This window comes from Pseudoalteromonas sp. NEC-BIFX-2020_002 (assembly GCF_013002825.1).
GTDB classification, from domain to species: Bacteria; Pseudomonadota; Gammaproteobacteria; order Enterobacterales; family Alteromonadaceae; genus Pseudoalteromonas; species Pseudoalteromonas neustonica.
Window position 1 is genome coordinate 128953 of record NZ_JABEPJ010000008.1, and the last position, 19481, is coordinate 148433.

The window sequence follows — 19481 nt, forward strand, 5'->3', positions numbered from 1 at the left end:
AGCACGTTTAATAGTTGCTTTTTTATAAAATATTTGTAATTTACATGTTACATCGTGCTATTGTTTTATGTATTACTTAATTGATAGTTTAAATAGTCATAGTGAGCTTATGTCTCAAGAAAATCAGGTAGTGAATATAAATAGTTCACTTTCTTCACAAGAAGAAGTCTCCGTTATTAATGATAGTGAGGCGGTGGCTCAAACGCTTTGTGATAATTGCCACCAATCAGTTGAAGGGGCATTTTGCTCTAACTGCGGGCAGTCGCTCGACTCCACGTTAAAGTATTTTTGGGTGGTTATTTTACATTTACTCGATGATATTTTTAGCTTTGACTCCCGTGCCAGTCGTACTTTATGGCCGTTAATATTTCGCCCCGGTTTTTTAACTAATGAGTATTTTGCAGGTAGGCGAGTGCATTACGTGCCGCCACTGCGTTTATATTTATTCATTAGTATTATGTTTTTTTTAACTCTAAAATTAACTGTTTCTGGAGAAGACCAACAGACGATTGAAATGAATAATAACAAAGCTGCTATTACTCAAGTTACAGAGCATATTAAAACGCTTAATGAAAAAAAATTACAAGCTCAGCCGACACCAGATAATAAAAATATAGCGAGCATTGATGCTGATTTAGCGAGGTTTAATCGCTACCTTGATGATTTAAAACTTGATATTTCTATTGCTGAAAATGCCAAACTGGTGAGTACGACTCGACAGCTTGCTACCATAGAGCTTGAGCGCGTTAAGTTAGGCACAGATGACAAAAGCAATAGTATTACTATTTCAAATAGTGCTGATGGTAGTTTGTCATTTGATTTTTTATCAGATGAAAGTAATAAGAAGCTTGATGATTCTGCTAAAAAACTAGCAGAAAAAGCGAAGAAAACGTTTACCACGGATACTAATCGTTTAATCAATGAAGTATTAGGAAAACTACCACAATTAATGTTTGTACTTTTGCCTATATTTGCGCTGTTACTTAAGGTGATTTTTATCTTTTCAAAGCGTCTTTATATGGAGCACTTAACTGTGGCACTGCATAGTCATAGCTTTATTTTTGTCAGTTCATTATCAATTGATCTGTTAGATGTCGCACATGATCATCTTGAAGCGCTGGGTGGTGGGTTTGCTACTGTTGCGGCGAGTATTTTAGGATTCATTGGATTTGCTTTGCTGATATGGATACCTATTTACTTGTTCATAATGCAAAAACGTATTTACAAACAAGGTTATATATTCGCTTTTTTCACTTATGGTTTTGTCGGTATTATCTACTTTATATTAATGGCATTAACGACGGTTGTGGCAATTGTTTGGGGTTTAACCGAAATTTAGACTTTAAAATAAATAATAAAAAGAACCGCTGTAATCTTTGTGCACTTAGTATTATTAACCCTAATACCACTTAATTGCGCGTGTTTTAGACGAGCAATCAGTGGTAGAGGTAAATACACAAGCTTTAGCTATCTTAGAAAGTAACTTGTAGCCTCGAAATATGGCTAATTTTTATAACCTTATATTATTCATATCGCAGTGCGTTAATTGGTCTTTCCTTAGCTGCAATGGCTGATAGCGAGCCAACTGTTACCCATGCAATCACGAATGCTAATAATGCTGCTAACACAAACGGGAATATCGACAAATCAACACGGTATACAAAATTATTTAACCATTGCTGCATGATGAGGTAAGCGATAGGCCAAGCTATAACGTTGGCGATTAATACCTGCTTTGAAAACTCTTTATTAATCAGCATTACAATATCAAATACCGAGGCGCCTAATACTTTACGAATGCCAATTTCTTTAGTCCTACGCTGGGTTGTAAAAGACGCCAGACCAAACAACCCTAAACACGCAATAAATATGGCGAGTAATGAGAACAGGTTAAATACAATAAATTCTTTGTCTTCTTGTTGGTACATTTGTTCGAATGTCTCTTCTAAATAAGCAAGTGATATAGGTTGCTCAGGGATTAAAGTTGCCCACGTTTGCTCAATAAAGTCGCGAACTTGAGTTGCATTTGTGTCGTACTTAATTGACATTGAATAGCCCGCGTCGCTATTTAATAAATGATAAGTGGGGCTAATCTCAGTTTTTAGCGATGAGAAGTAATAATCAGTTGATACACCCACAATCGTTGCAATGCTTTCTTTGCCGTGGCGTCCGGCGAGTACTTTAAATTGCTTACCTACCGCTTCTTGCGCACTAAATCCTAAACTTTTTGCCGCCATTTGGTTTACTACTACAGAAAAGGCGGGGGTTGGATTTTCGTCACTTGGTTGCTGGTATTTATCTGCAGGAAAATCAAGACTAAAGCTGCGACCGCTTATAATATTGATGTTGTAACCAGTAAAGTAATCTTCATCTACCGATAATACTGGCATCATCTGAAATACATTTGTGATTGGGTTTATAAGACCAAAAGAGTCGGTTAATGTGCCTGTAGGAAAACGTGAGCTGGCAGTTACATTAATAATGTTGGGGTGTGATTGCAGCTGAGTTTTTAATGCATCACGTTTACTGCTCGCTTCGTTAGTATATAAACCTCTTATTACAAAGGTGTTCGACTTATCATAGCCAAGCTCGATGTTACGTGCGTAGTTTAGCTGTGAACTGGCAACTGTGGTCGCAACAATTAAAATAATTGCCACACTAAACTGAAATACTACTAGCCCTTGGCGAAGGAGTGCCCCAGCTTTACCTTGAGTTACTTCGCCTTTGAGTACCTTTGCAGGTTTAAACGCACTTAAATAAAATGCGGGGTAGGCGCCAGAAATAACTCCAATCACAAGACCCAATAATAATAAAGTGAGTAGGAGTGTGCCATCTAAATAATTAAAGCTCAGTGTTTTGCCAATAAAGCTCGCAAACATGGGTAAGCTTGCTTCAACTAACGCCATTGCAATAAATAGCGCAATATAACAAAGCATGATTGCTTCAATCATAAACTGCGCAACCAGGCTATATTTTTTAGCGCCTAAGGTTTTACGAACCCCGACTTCTTTGGCTCGTTTGGTTGCGGTTGCAGTAGATAGGTTCATAAAATTAACGCAGGCAATTAATAGGATCAGCGCAGCGATAATACTGAACGAATAGACGATATTTATGTCACCATTGTTTTTAAGTTCAGCATACAAATTTGATTTTAGGTAAATATCAGTCACAGGTATTAAGGTGTAATGCAAAGAGTCACTGGTGTTAGCCCGAATGTGATTGTCTAAAAAATCAGGGATTTTTGCTTCAAGTGCTGCTACATCAGTAAGTGGCGCTAACTTAAAATAGGTCGAATAGTTAAAGCTTGGGTTTTGATCCCAGTTTGGATTATTCAAAAATGCAGGCGCTGTGCTCATACTAATGAGTGCAAATACATCTAAGTGGGTACGTTTAGGTAAATCCTTGATAACACCCGTTACTTTAAGTGAAATACGGTTTGCTAATATTAATGTCTCACCTACCGCATTTTGATTTGAAAAATGTTTCTGGGCGGCAGATTCAGTTAGAACAATTGAATTAGGTGCGCTTAATGCTGTAGCACTGTCCCCTTGGAGTAATTCTAATGAGAAAAAATCAAGGGTATTACTATCAGCCAGTAGTATGCCGTCATCGCTAAAGTGCTGGGTGCCGTAACCTAAGGTTGCACCTATTTCACGAAGGCGAGCAGCTTCAATTATCTCATCAAAATAAGCGCTAAAACGCTCAGCGTTATACACAGAGCCCGGAGCAAAATTTTGCTCTGGGGAGCCCGGTACAGTTAATTTTAACGAAGTACGGTAAATGTTGTTATGATCTTCAATAAAGGTGTCGTAGCCAAGCTCCGACTCCACAAAAATAGCCATGCTAATACAAATAGCAAGGCCGATTGCTAAACCTAAAATATTAATACTTGAATATAGCTTTTGTTTTAAAAGGCTTCGATAAGCGATGGTTAAGTAATTACTAAGCACTACGCGCCTCCTGCATATTCTGAGATACAATATGGCCGTCTAATACGTTGATCACGCGGTGTGCATAATTAGCATGATGATCAGAGTGAGTGACCATGACGATGGTGACTCCTTCACGGTTTAATTGCGCTAAAAGTTGCATCACTTCTTCGCCGTTTTTAGAGTCTAAATTGCCAGTTGGCTCATCGGCAAGCAGCATTTTTTGCTCAGCAACTATCGCTCGTCCTACTGCAACTCTTTGTTGTTGTCCCCCTGATAACTGCTGCGGGTAATGATCTTTACGATGGGCAATATTTACTTTTTCTAAAATAGCTAATACGCGTTGTTCGCGTTCTTTTTTGCTAATTCTTTGGTAGACCAAAGGGAGTTCAACATTTTCAAATACGGTAAGTTCGTCAATTAAGTTAAAACTTTGGAAGATAAAGCCAATGTTGTCTTTGCGAATATCAGCTAATTTGTTTTCGGTAAACCCACTGATGTCCTTGTCGTCAAAAATATACTCACCTTGGTCTATGTGGTCTAACATACCGACAATGTTCAGTAAGGTTGATTTACCCGAACCAGACTGGCCCATAATAGCTACAAACTCACCGCGTTCAACGGTTAAAGATACACTGTCTAGGGCGTAGGTTTCGACCGATTCCGTTCTAAATATTTTGCTGATGTTGTTAAGGTTGATCATGGCAATTGCCCTTAATTTGTTAATTTGATTGATTCTATGTTTTTATAATTGCTGTAGCTTGAGGTGATCACGCGATCTCCTACATTTAAGCCCGACAGCACTTCAATGAATTTATTATTTATTTGGCCAAATTTTACCTGTTTTTTAACAGCCACTTGGCCACCTTCTTCAATGACAAATACCCACTTGCCCGCAGTATCTTGGTAAAAACCACCATTTGAAAGCATTGTGGCAGGCTTTGCATCAGCGAGTAATAACTCCATTTGCAAGCTTTGCCCTCGACGAATACGCTGTGGTAATAAGTCATTAAAAGTTAAATCTACTTCAAAGCGACCATTTGATACTTCAGCGTAAACCTTGCTCAGGGTTAAGGTATAGGCTTGTCCAAGATGAGTAAGCGTGGCAGTTTGCCCCGCAAAAACTCTGCCAAGGTAGAATTCATCAATAAAAGCGGTGACTTTATATTTATTCATAATGTCGACTTGACCAAGGCGTGAACCGCGTGCTTTAGATTCTCCTAATTCGGCATTAAACGAGGTCAGTTGGCCATCAATAGGGGCTTTGATTATCAAGTTTTCAAGGTTTTTACGTGCAAAGCGTAGATTTTTATTTAGCTGGCTCACACTGTCTTCAAGTTGTGCTATTTGCGTCGTTCTTATTATTTCATCCTGATCTTGTTGTTCTACCACAAGCGTACGGCGATCTTTTAAATACAGTGTTCTATCAATCACTGTTTTTAGCTCATCTTGTGAAACAAGGTTGTTTGCTACCAGTTTTTTGTGTTGCGCCATTTTTCGCTCGCTTTGCTTAATTTCAAAGTCTAGTTCTAACAAATTACGCTTTAGGTTTAGCCTATTTTGGTCAATGGCTAATCGGGTATTGTGCAAGTTGTTTAGCTGCTCTGAGATTTGTGCTTCACGGGAAATTACATCTAGCTGTAAACCTGTGTTACTCAAAGCGAGGAGCTTATCGCCTTTTTTAACGATTGCTCCTTCTTCAACAAAGCGTTGCTCTACACGGCCGCCTTCAATGGCATCAAGAAAAACTGATTTACTGGGGGTGATATTACCCCGTAATGGGATCATATCGCTAAATTCGCCTTTTATCACAGTGCTAACTTTTACCTTGTCGCTTGCAATGTTATACCGACTACCACTGCCACTGACTGTATTGCTTAACAGGAAGTAGCTAATTGCCACTGCTGGTAAGGCTAACCACCAGAGTTTAAAAGTGCGCTTTTTTGTAATCAACTTATCCATAACTATCCATCTAAAACTCAACGTTGGTATAGATACAACAAGTTGTGTGCCAAAAAATATAACTCTTATAAAACATGTTGTTACTATTTATTTTACTAATTTAAAAAATAAAGGTGTAAAAAAATTAAACACTTGATGTACGATATCGTACAGTTCGATTGAAGGAATAACCCATGAGCCTCTCAGATAAAGCAATTTTAGTGGTAGACGATAATGCCGAAATTTTAATAGCCACTAAAATGCTATTAAAACAGCACTACAAAAAAGTAATGACGCTGGATAACCCTCACGATATTGCGCAAGCTTTTGCCAAACAGTCTTTTTCTTTGGTTCTGCTTGATATGAACTTCACCCGTGACTCAACCTCAGGCGCAGAAGGCTTTTACTGGTTGAAACAAATTAAAGCGCTTGATGAAGATGCCGTGGTTGTGCTGTTTACCGCCTTTGGAGATATGTCGATGGCAGTTGAAGCCATTAAGCTCGGTGCTAGTGACTTTGTACTTAAGCCTTGGCAGAATGAGAAGTTACTGGCGACGGTGGCCAATTGTATTGACTTAAGTACACAGCGACAAAAAACTAAAAAGCTTAATCAAATAGCCCAATTGTCGCTTGCAGCACAGAATCGCCCATTTGAAAACTTGATTGCAGCAAGTCCCGCTATGGAGCAGGTTTTTACAACCATCGAAAAAGCAGCAAAAACAGATGCTAACGTATTGATTTTAGGTGAAAGCGGCACAGGTAAAGAGGTGATTGCACGGGAGTTTCATAAACATTCATTGAGAGCAAAAGACACATTTTTATCAGTTGATATGGGGACTATCGCAAGCTCGCTTTTTGAGAGTGAGTTGTTTGGGCATACCAAGGGGGCTTTCACTGACGCCAAAGAGAACAAACAAGGGCGATTTGAATTGGCCGATATGGGGACTTTGTTTTTAGATGAAATAGCTAACACTCCCTTAGAATTACAAGGCAAACTGTTAACAGCCATTCAAAATAGAGTGATCACTCCCGTTGGTGGCAGTAAACAAATAGAGATAGATATTAGGCTTATTACTGCCACTAATGTGAACCTTTACGATAGGGTGCGCGAAGGTAGCTTTCGACAAGATTTGCTCTATCGAATCAATACCGTTGAGATCACACTTCCGCCACTCAGAGATAGGCCACAAGACATTCCATTGCTGGTTGAGTTTTATACTCACTTATACAGTGAAAAATATAAGCTTCCTGTAAAGAGTATTAGTGATAACACCTTAGGTGAATTATTTACCTATGCATGGCCTGGTAACATTCGAGAGTTGCAACATTTAGTTGAGCGGGCGGTTATTTTATCAGATGGTAATCAATTACATTTTCAGCTTGCAAATACACAACACAGCGAAGCAATAGCACTTAAACCGATTACTTATAATTTAGCGGAGATTGAACAAATAACTATCGAGCAGGCGCTTGCTGATTTTAAAGGCAACATCAGTCATACAGCTAAAGCACTGGGGATCACCCGTCCTTCTTTATATCGAAAAATGGAGAAGTACGGTGTTTAATAAAACCAGCTATCATGTATTAACACTATTTATTGTTGCATTAATATTCAGTTGCTTAGGTTTGTATGGTGTGTTTTTTAGTCATGCAATATTACTCAGTACCATCTCCTTAATGGCTGCGTTAATTTGTGTGGGCTTGACCTTAAAAATATTTTATAAACAACAGGCGCAATTTAATGAAGTTATCAATGCGCTTAAATATAAAGATAGCAGTTTTAGACTGAGTGCAGAGCATACACTGGGCGCCAAAGAGCAAGCAATTTGCAACGATCTGATTCAGCGTGTTCAAGCCGATAAATTCCAACAAGCCGAACAAGTCGCGCTTTTTGAGACCATGCTGCAACACGTTGATGCAGGTGTTATCCTCACTAAAAATCAGCGCGATATAGTGGTGTGTAATAATAGTGCAAAGCAAGCATTGGACATTCGTAATACCAACACGGTCAACGAACTTATGGCATCACTGCCTGTCCTCGAGCTGGCAAAGCAGGGAGAGAGTGTTGCAAATGATATGTTGTTTAAATACCTTGCCTTTACCTATCATAATAACCAATATGAATTATGGCTGTTTACGGCCATTTCTCAACAAATAGAAAGTACCCAAATAGACGCTTGGCAAAAGCTGATTCGCGTTCTTATTCATGAAATAGGTAATTCAGTTGCACCAATACATTCATTAGCAAACACGCTTGTCACTATCACTGAGCAGCAGCTCGTCCATGAATTGGCAGATAAAGATTTAGTAGATGACTATCTACAAAGCCTTAATGCGATTGGTATTCGTAGCCAATCTTTGTTGGGTTTTGTGGAAGACTACCGGAAGTTGACCCATGTACCGCATTTAGATTTACAGCCAATATTGGTTCAGGACCTTTTTGACGATTTGCAGCCTTTGATTAATGCTCAGTTATTCGACTGTGATATTACATGCAACTTTGAAATTGAACCTAAGCAGCTTAGTATCTCGGTTGATAAAAAAATGTTAGAGCAAGTGCTTATTAACCTGCTAAGTAACGCAGTAGAGGCCCTAAAGCTGAGTTGTAAGCCTGAAAAAACAATATCGATTTCGGCAAAAATTAATCGCTATGGCAAAAGTGAGATTAAAATTAACGATAATGGCGATGGCATAGAATCAAGTGCATTAGAGAAAATTTTTATCCCCTTTTTCACCACCAAAACAAAAGGCTCAGGAATTGGGTTGGCGTTGAGCCAACAAATAATCCATCGTCATAAAGGACGGATAAAGGTCGAGTCTGAAGTTGGTTTGGGGGCTAGTTTTACGTTGGTTTTATAATGGGGGATTATACCCAAAACGCATCTTGAGGTGGCTTGTTATTGGTACATTAAATGAAAACGGTCGATAAAAAGTCACGTCTTATAGCGCGCATTTTTGGTTTAGCTTTTAGTTTTCTTTTATATAATTTATTAGTTGTTGGTGCGCTTTCTTACAACTCTATGGGGCGTGAAATTACAATCACAGCAAGTAGCAACCCCGTCAAATTTTACTTTGGTATAGTTTGGTGTTTCGTTATGGTTTTGGTATGTGTTTATTTCGGTATTATTGCAAAATTAAAAACCGAAGAGTCATGTAGTAAATAGTTATAGGTGGTGTATCTAGTATTGAAGCGTCTTGAACCTAATGTTATAAACGTTGCTTTATTTATGATAAACAGTCATCTAAGCGCTAGAATACAAGTTTGAATGGATTGTACATAGGCACAACCACAGTTAAGAATTTAAAACACGTGAATGGATTGTTGTATTTAACTAAAGTAAGTGGCAATAGGGATTTAAGTAAATGATTGCAAAGTTAGATAGCGCCAATGATGCAGTGGCAAAGCAAATTTATACTATTTTTCAACGTTCTTATACAATTGAAGCGCAGCTAATCGGGTCGCTTAACTTTCCTCCATTATCTCGCACCGTTAATAATATAAAAAATTCGACAACAGTTTTTTATGGTTATTTTGCAGAAGAGTGCCTTGCGGGTGTAATTGAACTAGCGATAACGAGTAAGCAGTTAGAAATAAATAGTTTAACGGTAGACCCCGATCACTTTAGAAAGGGTATCGCAGATAAATTAATAGACTATGTGTTAAACAGCTTTGTAGCGCCAACCAACATAACAACCGCAGTCGTTGAAACTGCCGTGCTGAATGGGCCTGCTATTAAGCTGTATAAAAAACATGGTTTTGTTGAGTTTAAAAGGTGGATGCCAGATCACGGTATAGAAAAGTTAGCAATGCTGGCAGAAAACCTGAATTAATAACCTGAAACCTCAATAATAAGTTTACTAAAAATAGTTATTTCATTATTCAAGTACTTGAATTTAAATATTACTTTTTATTTAAAGTGTAACGTTTTTTTAGTTACAAAAACCAGAATCCAATCTTGACGCGGGGCTGTACTAGGTAATTGAATTATGTCACAAGTAAAGTAATGCTGTTTTATTAATCGGAACTAAATTGTCCGGTAGTCTGGTTTTTTTTATGTTAAGTGTTTATTATATTTAACAATTACATTAACTTTGAGACTTAAATGAAAAAAATTATAATAGGAGGAGCTCTTTGTGTACTTCCTTTATTCTCTCACGCAGAAACAAAAATAATAACAGAAGTTTTAATTGGTAAATCGAGTAACGATATTTACTCTTTAACGGAATCAGAAAGCGCTAAAAAGCATTACTCATCCAAGCAAAATACGAATTCTACCGGTTTTAGGGTAGGTTTAAATTTTACAGATTACTTAACCGTTGAATTATCGAAACATAAGCATGGTAGTAGTGATAATATCGCTACAGTAATTATGCCTGAGCAAAATGGTTTTTTAGAGCACCGTTTCGAGGTTGAGATTCCAATAGATATAGAATCGATACGATTTGGTGTCAAAGGCGAGCTTGAATTATTTGATGATTTTTCAGTTAACGGGCGGTTTGGTCTTGCTCATTGGAATTATACTGGGAGCACCCCTTTAAAACTTTCTCATCCTTCATCGCATTATGATATTGGCAAAAGTGGTAACGCTCCATATGCTTCACTGGGGTTTGATTACAAATTAACAAAAAATTTGTATGTAGGTTTAGAGTATTCACTATTTAAAGCGAAAGACAAAGCAGAGGTAACTGACCTTGGTGTTGCCACTCATTCATATGAACATAAAGTAAAAGACTTATTATTAGTTGTTGGTTGGAAGTTTTAATTACTAAAGCAAGATAACTTGATTTCAAAAACAACCCATTTGAAGCGCAAAATGGGTTGTTTCTTACTTTTTGCTTTTAGGCATTAATACATCGGATTAAATAGCTGCTCTTCATATTTTGCTGAGCTATTAATACTTTTAAGTGCAGTGCTTATTTCATCAGGGGCGGGGGTACGTATCCGCTGATCACTATGGAAGGTTTATCTTGATTCGGGTATCATCTGTGCAACTTTGATTCTCAGTTGCTATTTATGACCACGTTAAGTGCCAAGGAAAACATTCAAGCCATTGTTAAGGCTATTAAAAGTGAAGAAGCACGGCTTCGTCAAAAACACCCACTGTTAACCCACCAAAATACCTTAGGGTTAATTATTTTGCTCTTATCGCTTAGTGCATTTATTGGTGTGGGGACTTTATATTACTTTGCAATCATCCCTGCGTGGTTGTGTATTATTTTAGCTGCTATTGCCGCGTCGATTTCGCATGAGCTAGAACACGACCTTATTCATAAGCAATATTTTAGTAATCAGCCATTTATGCATAATTTTATGATGCTGACAGTATGGCTTATGCGACCTAATACGGTTAACCCGTGGTATCGCCGTAAAATGCACTTACATCATCATAAGGTGTCCGGCACAGAGCAAGACCTCGAAGAGCGTTTAGTCGGTAATGGTATTAAAAACCCATTCTTACGCGTATTAGTGATTGTTGATGGGTTACTTGGATTATTAATTAACGCTAAGCGCTTTAGTAAAGAAATCAAAGGCTTTAGTTTCTTAAACGTATTTAATGCAGGTTTTCCTGTCACAACGGTGTATTTTGCTATTTTATACAGTGTGATTGTGTTTCATGGGGTTAACGTATTTATGCCGCTTGAACAAAGTTCACCGGTGTGGCTTTTGGATATTATGGCTGTGTTTGAGTTTTTAATGGTGGTATTAATCGTGCCTAACATTATTCGCTCAAGCTCACTTAACTTTGTTACCTCATCAATGCATTACTACGGGGGAGTGAATAACATGCTTGAACAAACACATGTGTTAACTAGTCGTGTGTTTATGCCATTTAACCTGTTTTGTTTTAACTTTGGTCATACCCATACTATTCATCACTTTGTGCCTAATCAGCCGTTTTATTTACGCCAAATGATCAGCAAAAAAATCCTTGAAGTAATGAAGCATCACGGTGTGCGATTCAATGATTTTGCTAGTATAAAGCAAGCTAATCTGTACCAAGCAAATAATACGTAAGGCGTTCGTATTTCTTTAGCACTTTATTGCACCGAAATTGACGCTACTGCGTATAAAATCAATTTAGGTGCAATATGCAGTTCAGTGATAGTCAAAAATCTCGAATTATTGAAATGGCGTGGGAAGATCGCACGCCATTTGAAGCGATAGAAAACCTATATAGTTTAAATCACTCCCAGTTAGTTGGCTTTATGCGCAGCAATGTATCTGCGGGTTCGTTTAAAGTATGGCGTAAACGCCATGCAGGGCGAACAACAAAGCATCTTAAGTTACGCGATCCCGCCATTATGCGAAGCCATTGCAAAACACAATATAAAAATCGTTAAAGCTTTTGTTGCTTGAATTCAAGTATTAAGTAACACTAAATCACACAGCGCTAAAAGAGCTGAGACTGTTTTGCTCATTATCAAATCGTTATTTTAATGATGCTTGAAATAAAAACACATCACGCCATGTCTTCTATATAAGTAATGCGAGTTATTTGGAGATAATAATATGTGTTCATCAGTGAAAAGTAGCCGAGCAGTAAAAAAATCGCAGATCAACTTTGATAACGAATTAAGTGATCAGCAGCGACTAAGCTTTGCCGCTAAAGCTAACTTGGCGCAAGTGCGCCGTGAGCAGCGTGAGGCTATTAATAAAAAGTGGGCGCAAAAGCATGCTGTAAAATCGCCCACTCATTTTAGTGTACTACAATGGTTTAAACGTTATTTGGCATGGTGACATTACGTCCACCGAAGTAGCCAAATATGGCACATAAGCCGCTGGCGAGCGCGCATAACCACAACGTGGTTGACCAGCTACCAAAGTGGCTATGTAACGAGCCAGCTAAAATAGGCCCTGATGCGGCAAGTAAGTAACCAAAACATTGCGCCATACCTGAGAGCGAAGTCGCTTGGCGAGAATCATGCGTGCGTAAACTTATAAACGACAGCCCCAAAATAAAGCATGCCCCAGAGCAAAACCCTAATGTGATTGACCAAATAGATGCAAACTCAGGCAAGTATAGTAGCCCCAGTGAGCAGCAAGCTGCTAATAATGCCAATATACAGGTAAGTAAGCGTTGATCTTTTAATTTGGCCAATAAAGGAATTAGTATGATGCCTGGTATCGCTGATGCTACCTGAAAGCTCCCTTGGAGTGCCCCAGCTTGCTGTGCACAGTGGCCACCTTCAATTAAAATACTGGGTAACCAACCAATCATTATGTAAGTAAAAAACGAATTTAACCCGAGTAGTAAAGTAATTTGCCACGCCAGCGGCTGACGCCATACTTTTATGCTGTTGGTATTATTGAGTAGTGCTTTATCAGGTTTTGTATGTAGCTTTAATTGCGGCAACCAAATGACAAGACTTACAATCGTGAGTAAGCCATAGCAGGCTAGCGCCAGTTGCCAGCCCATATTTTTGTAGTCGGCCAAAGGGATAATTAATGCTGAATAACTGCCACCAAAAATACCCATGGCAAGCACGTAAGAAGAGGTCATCACAGCGACTTTATGAGGAAAATCACGTTTAATTAAGCTTGGTAAGAGTACATTGCCAATGGCTATACCCACTCCAATAATCGCTGTGCCGAAGTAAAGAGCGGAAGCAGAGTCAATTAATCGAGAGCTAAGGCCTGCACCAATAAGTAAAAGCGCAATAAAAAGAGAGATTTCAAGCCCTTGCTTTTTGGCTAAGCTTGCTGCCATTGGGCTGGCTAAAGCGAATGCAATTAAAGGTAACGTGGTGAGCATACCGGCTTGTGTTGGCGTTAAGCTAAACGCCAAAATGATTTGATCAAGTACCGGTGCAATTCCTGTGACAGGTGCGCGTAAATTGGCGGCAATAAAAAAAATACCGAGAATTAAAATAGCAGAAGAAAATAAAGTGCGATTAGCTGGAGTGGAATACAAAACTAACATCATCAATTATGAAAAACGTAGCCCTATGGTAACTAATCGTCAGAGAACTTGGTAATAAATGAGGTGAAAGTAATAAATTTGGAGGAATAAAATATTATTTAATTTATTAGTTAAAAATTTAACCCCACTTCCAAAGGTCATCCGTTAATAGCATTAGTAGCAGTGTATTAAACAAGGTGACTCTATGAACAACTCTTCAAAAAAAATTAATGGTATAAAATGTAACTATCGTTTAGCAACAATTAGCTTTAGTGTTTTGTTAGGGCTAACGGCCTGTAACCAAAGCTCAAATAAAATGAGCGAAAAGGCAAATGATGAGAAAAAACAGCAGTCTGAGGCAATTGTAATAATTCAAAGCAAACAAGAAACTAATGCACGAGTCAATGATGCAATACAAGCAGATGTGCAAGCAAGGCGACGTCTGGCTCCTGTTAGTTATGCCGCGCAGCCACAAGGGTTAATGCTTTCAAACGTTATGATAGAAAAACGCCCTGATCCAAGTAATCATATTGTATTTTCGACAGAGCAAGATCGTGAAAAATACATAAAGTCACAACAAAACCCCGTTAAACAGGCTGCTATTGAGCCTGTTTCTACTTTTTCGGTGGATGTGGATACAGGCAGTTACAGTAATGTTCGTCGTATACTAAATGCAGGCAAGTTACCACCAGTTGATGCAGTGCGAGAAGAAGCGTTTATTAATTATTTTAGCTACGATTACAGCGCGCCTACAAGTATAGACACGCCCTTTAACGTGCATACTGAACTGGGTATTGCACCGTGGGATGAACGTAGGCAGCTTGTAAAAATTGGTATTAAAGGATTTGAAATTGAAAAAGCAGATTTAAAAGCTGCTAATTTGGTTTTTTTATTGGATGTATCGGGTTCAATGAATACGCCAGACAAACTGCCTTTATTAAAAACCAGTTTAGCCATGTTGACTAAACAACTCGATGAAAATGACTCCGTGGCAATCGTTGTATATGCCGGCGCAGCTGGTGTTGTGTTGCCTGCCACTAAAGGTAATGATCATCAGGCAATAACCACCGCGCTAAAACAATTAGCTGCGGGAGGCTCAACCAATGGTGAGCAAGGCATTGAGCTTGCGTATCAAATAGCACAGCAAAACTTTAAAAAAGAAGGTGTGAACCGAGTGATTTTAGCCACCGATGGCGATTTTAACGTCGGCTTACAATCGACCGAGGCGCTTAAAGCGCTGGTGGCCGACAAACGTAAAACAGGGATTGCGTTAACTACGCTGGGTTTTGGTCAAGGCAACTATAACGATGGTTTGATGGAACAATTAGCCAACATTGGCAATGGACAACATGCTTACATTGATAACATCAACGAGGCACGTAAAGTACTGGTTGATGAGCTAAGTAGTACGATGCAAATTATTGCCAAAGACGTAAAAATTCAGGTGGAATTTAACCCGCAGCAGGTGGCTGAATATCGCTTGATTGGCTACCAAAATAGGCTACTTGCAACGGAAGACTTTAATAACGATAAAGTTGATGCAGCAGAGCTTGGCGCGGGGCACACGGTAACAGCCCTTTATGAAATTACACTAGCAAACTCGCCTAATAAACGTATTGATGACTTACGTTATAAAACCACACAGCACAAAAGCAACGATAGCCAAGAGCTTGCGTTTGTTAAAGTGCGTTATAAACAACCAAATAGTGAGCGCAGTGAATTAATCAGCACTCCAGTATTTATGCCAAAAAACGATAGTGACTGGTTAGATACAAGTACAGATTTTAAATTTGCGACTGCGGTTGCTGGGTTTGCTCAGTTACTTAAAGGTGCAAAATACACCAGCGACTGGCACTATGAAGATTGCGCTAAATTAGCGATAAAAAATAAGGGGAATGACCCGTTTGGCTATCGTAGTGAGTTTATTCAGCTGGTAAAAACTGCTGATGTCCTTCACTAAAATATAAAGTACTAGGGCGTGTTGACCTTTGTGGATTGAAATTTGTTCAATCTAGGGGCGATTTAATCGCGGCGCGAGGTTTGTAGCCTAGCGGGCTAAGTCAAAACCGAGCAACAAAGAGTCAATCGCCCCTAGGAAGAACCCTTTGGGCAGCGCATGTTTGGCATTTATACTGCGTTATCGCCTATTTATGGGGAACAACCACACTGCATAGGCGCTGCCTTGCCTAAATACCAAACATACTGCTGTAAAATTAATCACGAAAGGTCAACACGCCCTAATGTAAGAGGCTAATATATAAAAATCAGCCATTCATAAAGGGGCGCCATGAAAGACGAGAAAAACGTAGCAGATGAAACGCTAATGCTTAAATATGGCCAAGGTGATGTGCAAGCATTTACACTTTTGTACACACGGCACAAAAGCAGCCTTTATCGCTATTTTGTTCGTCAGTGCTCATCGGTAGCGCTAGCCGAAGAGCTCTTTCAAGAGGTGTGGAATAAACTGATTAAAGCGCGTTCAAATTATCAAGTCAGCGCAAAGTTTACGACTTGGTTGTATCGGATCGCCCATAATGAGCTTGTCGATTATTACCGCCGTAGTGCCACCTACAATAAAGTAATAGCTGCGAATGATGACCACAATATTGATGATAAATCAGGGAGTAGTTTGGAGTATACCCCAAGTGAATGTGTGTCGAGTGAGCATGCAAGTATTCAGCGTGAGCATGATGAAGCGCTTTATTTATCGCAACAAGCACATTACTTAAAAGCATGCTTAGCTCAATTACCACGCCAGCAAAAAGAGGCCTTTTTATTAAAGCATGAAGCAAGTTTTACATTAGATGAAATTGCTGAGTTGGTAGGGGAGTCCGCTCATAATATTAAAAGTAGGATACGTTATGGATTGGCCAAACTAAAACAGTGCATCATGCATAAAATGGGGGGAATAGATGACTGATAAATTCACTAGTAATAACATTGCTTCGCTTTATCGTGATGGTGCAACAGAGCAACCAAGTTCAGCGCTGGATCAACAAATATTGCAAAACGCAGTGAATGCAGTGCAGCCCAAAGTAAAATCAAAACGCTTTTATCAAACGTGGTATGGGCAGCTATCAACAGCAGCATCGTTAATGTTAGTTAGTTTGCTGTATTGGCAAAATACAGATCAATTTACCTCTGTAAATGACTTACCTGCTGTGGAATCTGACGCGAACATTAATTCAACGCCAGTCATTAAGCGAAGTGAGCGTGCAGCCCCAACCTCGTTACTCGCAGAACCAATGGCTGATGAGCTAAAGCTTGAAGTGCAAACAGAGTTACTGCGTAGTCGTAGCATGAAAAAGCAAGCACCTGCGAATGACTTTGCTGTTACGTTAAAGCAGGTTGATATGTTTCTTGCTAAAGGCCAGCCTGAAGAGGCCAAGTTATTGCTAATTGAGTTATTGGAAAAATACCCCGAACAAAAAGTACAGTTAGCGCCTAAATATAAAGAACTGCTTGGCAATAATATGGGTTTAAAATAATAAATGGCAGATAACTTAAAGGCTACTTATACCCAAACCACCTCAGTTTGGGTATAGCTTCACAATTGTGATAAATGTGGCGTAAATATTCAATAATAACGTTAGCTCAACAGGTAATGTGACTGCATATATTTTATGTATTTACCTATTGATAAAGTGAGACGTTATTTTGAATTTAGCAAATCAGCCCCAAGCTCTTTCTACCACGGCAAAGGTGTTTAATCTTAAACACCAAAGCACACGAGTTACATTTGAATATGAGATCTCAATGCAGTTGCGCAAAGATGGCTTATTTGAAGCTAAACGAGTGTGGCAGGGGAATACGTTACCATGTGAAAAGTCACCTTATATTGCCATGGAAACAGTACTTTGGAGCCCTGAAGCAGGATTGCTACAGGCTACAATGCATCAACCACACCTTGATGAATCGGCTAGTTTAGACATTAATCACGATAGCAGCACCAATGTGCTAAACAGCAAAAAAACGAACTATCAACAAAACATCAAGCAACTAACTTTTACACGCCGACCATGCACTTTACTGAGTATATTATTTGAAATTACACATCATTGGACGCCGCTTTTAGCGGGGGAAGTTGTGTCATTTGATTATGCTGTACTAAAAGTCCAAGCACATACGGGGGTTAGCCTTCGTATGCAAAAACAAGGATCTTACCGTGTAGTGAGTGTGACTCCCAATAGCTGGTTTTGGCGTATGTTATTTGGCTCAACCAACTATTATTTTCAAGGCGATGTCCCTGCACTTGTTAAAATAGAGGGCTTGCTTGAGCCTAGGGATCGTAATTTGCGCGGTAAATATGTGGAGTATTTAGGCCGATCAATTTTTGATAATCCCGTCGACCTTTCTATTTTTAAGGAGTACGGTAATGAATAAAACCGTATTGATCACCGGCGGAACGAGAGGCATTGGTCGAGCTTTAGTTAAGCAGTATTTAGCGGCGGGTTACAGCGTTTATGCAACGGGTAGTAATGAAAACAGTGTGGCTAAAAGTAACCTAGAACTTCCTGATGTGCAGTGGCTAGTATGTAATCTAATGAGTGTTAAAAGCATAGAAAACTTAGCGTCTTCTATTATTAATAGGTCGTTTGATGTTGTGATCCATAATGCCGCAGTGCAGCAAAAAAGAGATTTATTTACGGCTAATAACGAACTTATTAGTATTGAAAACGAAACCATGATTAATTTTACCGCGCCCATTTTATTAACTCGTTTATTATTTTCAAACGTGCAGAAAGTGGCGGGTACGTGGGTATTTATTACAACTGGCTTGGCTGTATCGCCTAAGCAAAGTTCGCCAATATATTGTGCGAACAAAGCCGGTATTCGAGCGTTTTGTAAATCATTTAATGGTCAAGTTACACGCCATAAAAGCGGTATAACCGTGTGTGAAGCAATACTGCCTATGGTTGAAACTGACATGACAAATGGCTATGGCCGAGGAAAAATAAGTCCTGCACAAGCAGCGCGCGAAATCATAAAAGGTGCAGCAAAGGGCCAAAAAGAGATTCATGTTGGTAAGGTGCGTATATTAATGAAAGTACGGGCTTTATTTCCTAATTTGATCGAAAACGTTATGATTAAGCTATAAAAGGGACGAACATGAAAAAGCAGCAGTCCGTTTCAAGACGAGTTATAGCATGGATAGGTAAAAATGGTGCTAAGCCTAATGCGATCCCTACATTGGCATTTGTCTCCGTAGGTGATTTTTTTATACCTGCATTACCGACGCAAACATCCGTTATATTACTGGCATGGCTACAACCTAAAAAGGCGGCGTTGACAGCACTGGCGTTTGCCAGTGCTGCTGCAGTTGGGGCGTGCATTTTACTGTTTTTAGTAACAGTTTTAGATAGTTACTTACAATTAATTGTTCCAACGCAAGATAGCAAAATGTATTCACGGTGGGTGGAATTGCAAGGTTATATAAAAGAGTATGGCTTTATTGCATTGGCAGCTATGTCGTTATTGCCCACTCCGCCACGATTGATGGTGGTACTGAGTTTTTTAAGTGGTTTAGGTGTACCTACCATTATAAGCACTGTTTTTATTGGTAAGTTGGTTTGGTTTTTCAGTGTTGTAAGCGTCATAAAAATAGCACCAAATTGGTTAATGAAACTTCCTATAATAGGAAAGAAAATAGAAAAGCTGATTAGCCCTAAATTACAGAGCGATTAAGTTTATATCAAATAGGGAACGATTA

At 39.0% G+C, this 19481-nt stretch carries 19 protein-coding genes; 15 read left to right on the forward strand and 4 right to left on the reverse strand.

Annotation, left to right across the window (positions count from 1 at the left end; genetic code table 11):
- The first annotated feature begins 109 nt into the window (after positions 1-109).
- Positions 110-1339, forward strand: coding sequence for a DUF3667 domain-containing protein (locus tag HJP15_RS10990; RefSeq protein ID WP_170173778.1), 1230 nt, complete (start codon positions 110-112; stop codon positions 1337-1339).
- Positions 1340-1523: 184 nt separating this feature from the next.
- Here HJP15_RS10990 and HJP15_RS10995 read toward each other — a convergent pair whose 3' ends face one another.
- Genes HJP15_RS10995 through HJP15_RS11005 form a run of 3 tightly spaced genes read right to left on the reverse strand, consistent with a single transcriptional unit; the run spans position 1524 to position 5891 of the window.
- Positions 1524-3950: an ABC transporter permease gene (locus tag HJP15_RS10995; protein ID WP_170173779.1), complete on the reverse strand. Its 2427-nt coding sequence runs from the start codon at positions 3948-3950 to the stop codon at positions 1524-1526.
- Positions 3943-4632 carry an ABC transporter ATP-binding protein gene (locus HJP15_RS11000; protein WP_054206209.1) on the reverse strand — a complete coding sequence of 230 codons (690 nt, stop codon included), beginning with the start codon at positions 4630-4632 and terminating at the stop codon, positions 3943-3945. Before HJP15_RS11000 ends, HJP15_RS10995 begins: the two co-directional genes overlap by 8 nt.
- An 11-nt stretch (positions 4633-4643) precedes the next feature.
- Entirely contained in the window at positions 4644-5891 is a 1248-nt protein-coding gene (locus HJP15_RS11005; protein WP_170173780.1) for an efflux RND transporter periplasmic adaptor subunit, read from the reverse strand.
- A gap of 173 nt (positions 5892-6064) precedes the next feature.
- Here HJP15_RS11005 and HJP15_RS11010 point away from each other — a divergent pair, with 173 nt between their 5' ends.
- The 8 genes from HJP15_RS11010 to HJP15_RS11045 all read left to right on the forward strand — a co-directional run bounded on the left by HJP15_RS11010 (position 6065) and on the right by HJP15_RS11045 (position 12609).
- Positions 6065-7435, forward strand: a complete 1371-nt coding sequence (locus HJP15_RS11010) for a sigma-54-dependent transcriptional regulator (RefSeq protein WP_170173781.1) — start codon at positions 6065-6067, stop codon at positions 7433-7435.
- A complete protein-coding gene (locus HJP15_RS22310; protein WP_349304624.1) occupies positions 7428-8729 on the forward strand; it encodes a sensor histidine kinase in 1302 nt (433 codons plus the stop codon). Before HJP15_RS11010 ends, HJP15_RS22310 begins: the two co-directional genes overlap by 8 nt.
- A gap of 53 nt (positions 8730-8782) precedes the next feature.
- On the forward strand, positions 8783-9034 hold the full coding sequence (locus HJP15_RS11020) for a hypothetical protein (protein ID WP_054206205.1): 252 nt from the start codon (positions 8783-8785) through the stop codon (positions 9032-9034).
- A gap of 199 nt (positions 9035-9233) precedes the next feature.
- Positions 9234-9701: a GNAT family N-acetyltransferase gene (locus tag HJP15_RS11025; protein WP_170173782.1), complete on the forward strand. Its 468-nt coding sequence runs from the start codon at positions 9234-9236 to the stop codon at positions 9699-9701.
- A gap of 272 nt (positions 9702-9973) precedes the next feature.
- The gene (locus tag HJP15_RS11030) at positions 9974-10633 is read left to right on the forward strand and encodes an outer membrane beta-barrel protein (protein ID WP_170173783.1); all 660 of its coding nucleotides are present in this window, start codon (positions 9974-9976) and stop codon (positions 10631-10633) included.
- Between the two features lie 251 nt (positions 10634-10884).
- Positions 10885-11886 carry a fatty acid desaturase gene (locus HJP15_RS11035; RefSeq protein ID WP_054455288.1) on the forward strand — a complete coding sequence of 334 codons (1002 nt, stop codon included), beginning with the start codon at positions 10885-10887 and terminating at the stop codon, positions 11884-11886.
- A 74-nt stretch (positions 11887-11960) separates the two neighbouring features.
- On the forward strand, positions 11961-12212 hold the full coding sequence (locus HJP15_RS11040; RefSeq protein ID WP_054206201.1) for a TIGR03643 family protein: 252 nt from the start codon (positions 11961-11963) through the stop codon (positions 12210-12212).
- 169 nt (positions 12213-12381) lie between these two features.
- Positions 12382-12609, forward strand: coding sequence for a hypothetical protein (locus HJP15_RS11045; RefSeq protein ID WP_054455286.1), 228 nt, complete (start codon positions 12382-12384; stop codon positions 12607-12609).
- On the opposite strand, the gene HJP15_RS11050 is transcribed toward HJP15_RS11045, so the two are convergent.
- A complete protein-coding gene (locus tag HJP15_RS11050; RefSeq protein ID WP_249365851.1) occupies positions 12587-13792 on the reverse strand; it encodes an MFS transporter in 1206 nt (401 codons plus the stop codon). The genes HJP15_RS11045 and HJP15_RS11050 overlap by 23 nt on opposite strands.
- A 184-nt stretch (positions 13793-13976) precedes the next feature.
- Between HJP15_RS11050 and HJP15_RS11055 the strand changes: the two genes are divergently transcribed.
- The 6 genes from HJP15_RS11055 to HJP15_RS11080 all read left to right on the forward strand — a co-directional run bounded on the left by HJP15_RS11055 (position 13977) and on the right by HJP15_RS11080 (position 19456).
- Positions 13977-15731: a vWA domain-containing protein gene (locus HJP15_RS11055; protein WP_170173785.1), complete on the forward strand. Its 1755-nt coding sequence runs from the start codon at positions 13977-13979 to the stop codon at positions 15729-15731.
- Between the two features lie 327 nt (positions 15732-16058).
- Positions 16059-16691: a sigma-70 family RNA polymerase sigma factor gene (locus HJP15_RS11060; RefSeq protein ID WP_169326780.1), complete on the forward strand. Its 633-nt coding sequence runs from the start codon at positions 16059-16061 to the stop codon at positions 16689-16691.
- Complete coding sequence (locus HJP15_RS11065) at positions 16684-17259, forward strand: hypothetical protein (protein WP_170173786.1); 576 nt, start codon at positions 16684-16686, stop codon at positions 17257-17259. The genes HJP15_RS11060 and HJP15_RS11065 overlap by 8 nt, the downstream gene beginning before the upstream one ends.
- A gap of 268 nt (positions 17260-17527) precedes the next feature.
- On the forward strand, positions 17528-18154 hold the full coding sequence (locus HJP15_RS11070; protein ID WP_249365849.1) for a hypothetical protein: 627 nt from the start codon (positions 17528-17530) through the stop codon (positions 18152-18154).
- On the forward strand, positions 18147-18869 hold the full coding sequence (locus HJP15_RS11075; RefSeq protein WP_054206195.1) for an SDR family NAD(P)-dependent oxidoreductase: 723 nt from the start codon (positions 18147-18149) through the stop codon (positions 18867-18869). Before HJP15_RS11070 ends, HJP15_RS11075 begins: the two co-directional genes overlap by 8 nt.
- 11 nt (positions 18870-18880) lie before the next feature.
- On the forward strand, positions 18881-19456 hold the full coding sequence (locus HJP15_RS11080) for a hypothetical protein (protein WP_054455276.1): 576 nt from the start codon (positions 18881-18883) through the stop codon (positions 19454-19456).
- Positions 19457-19481: the final 25 nt, after the last annotated feature.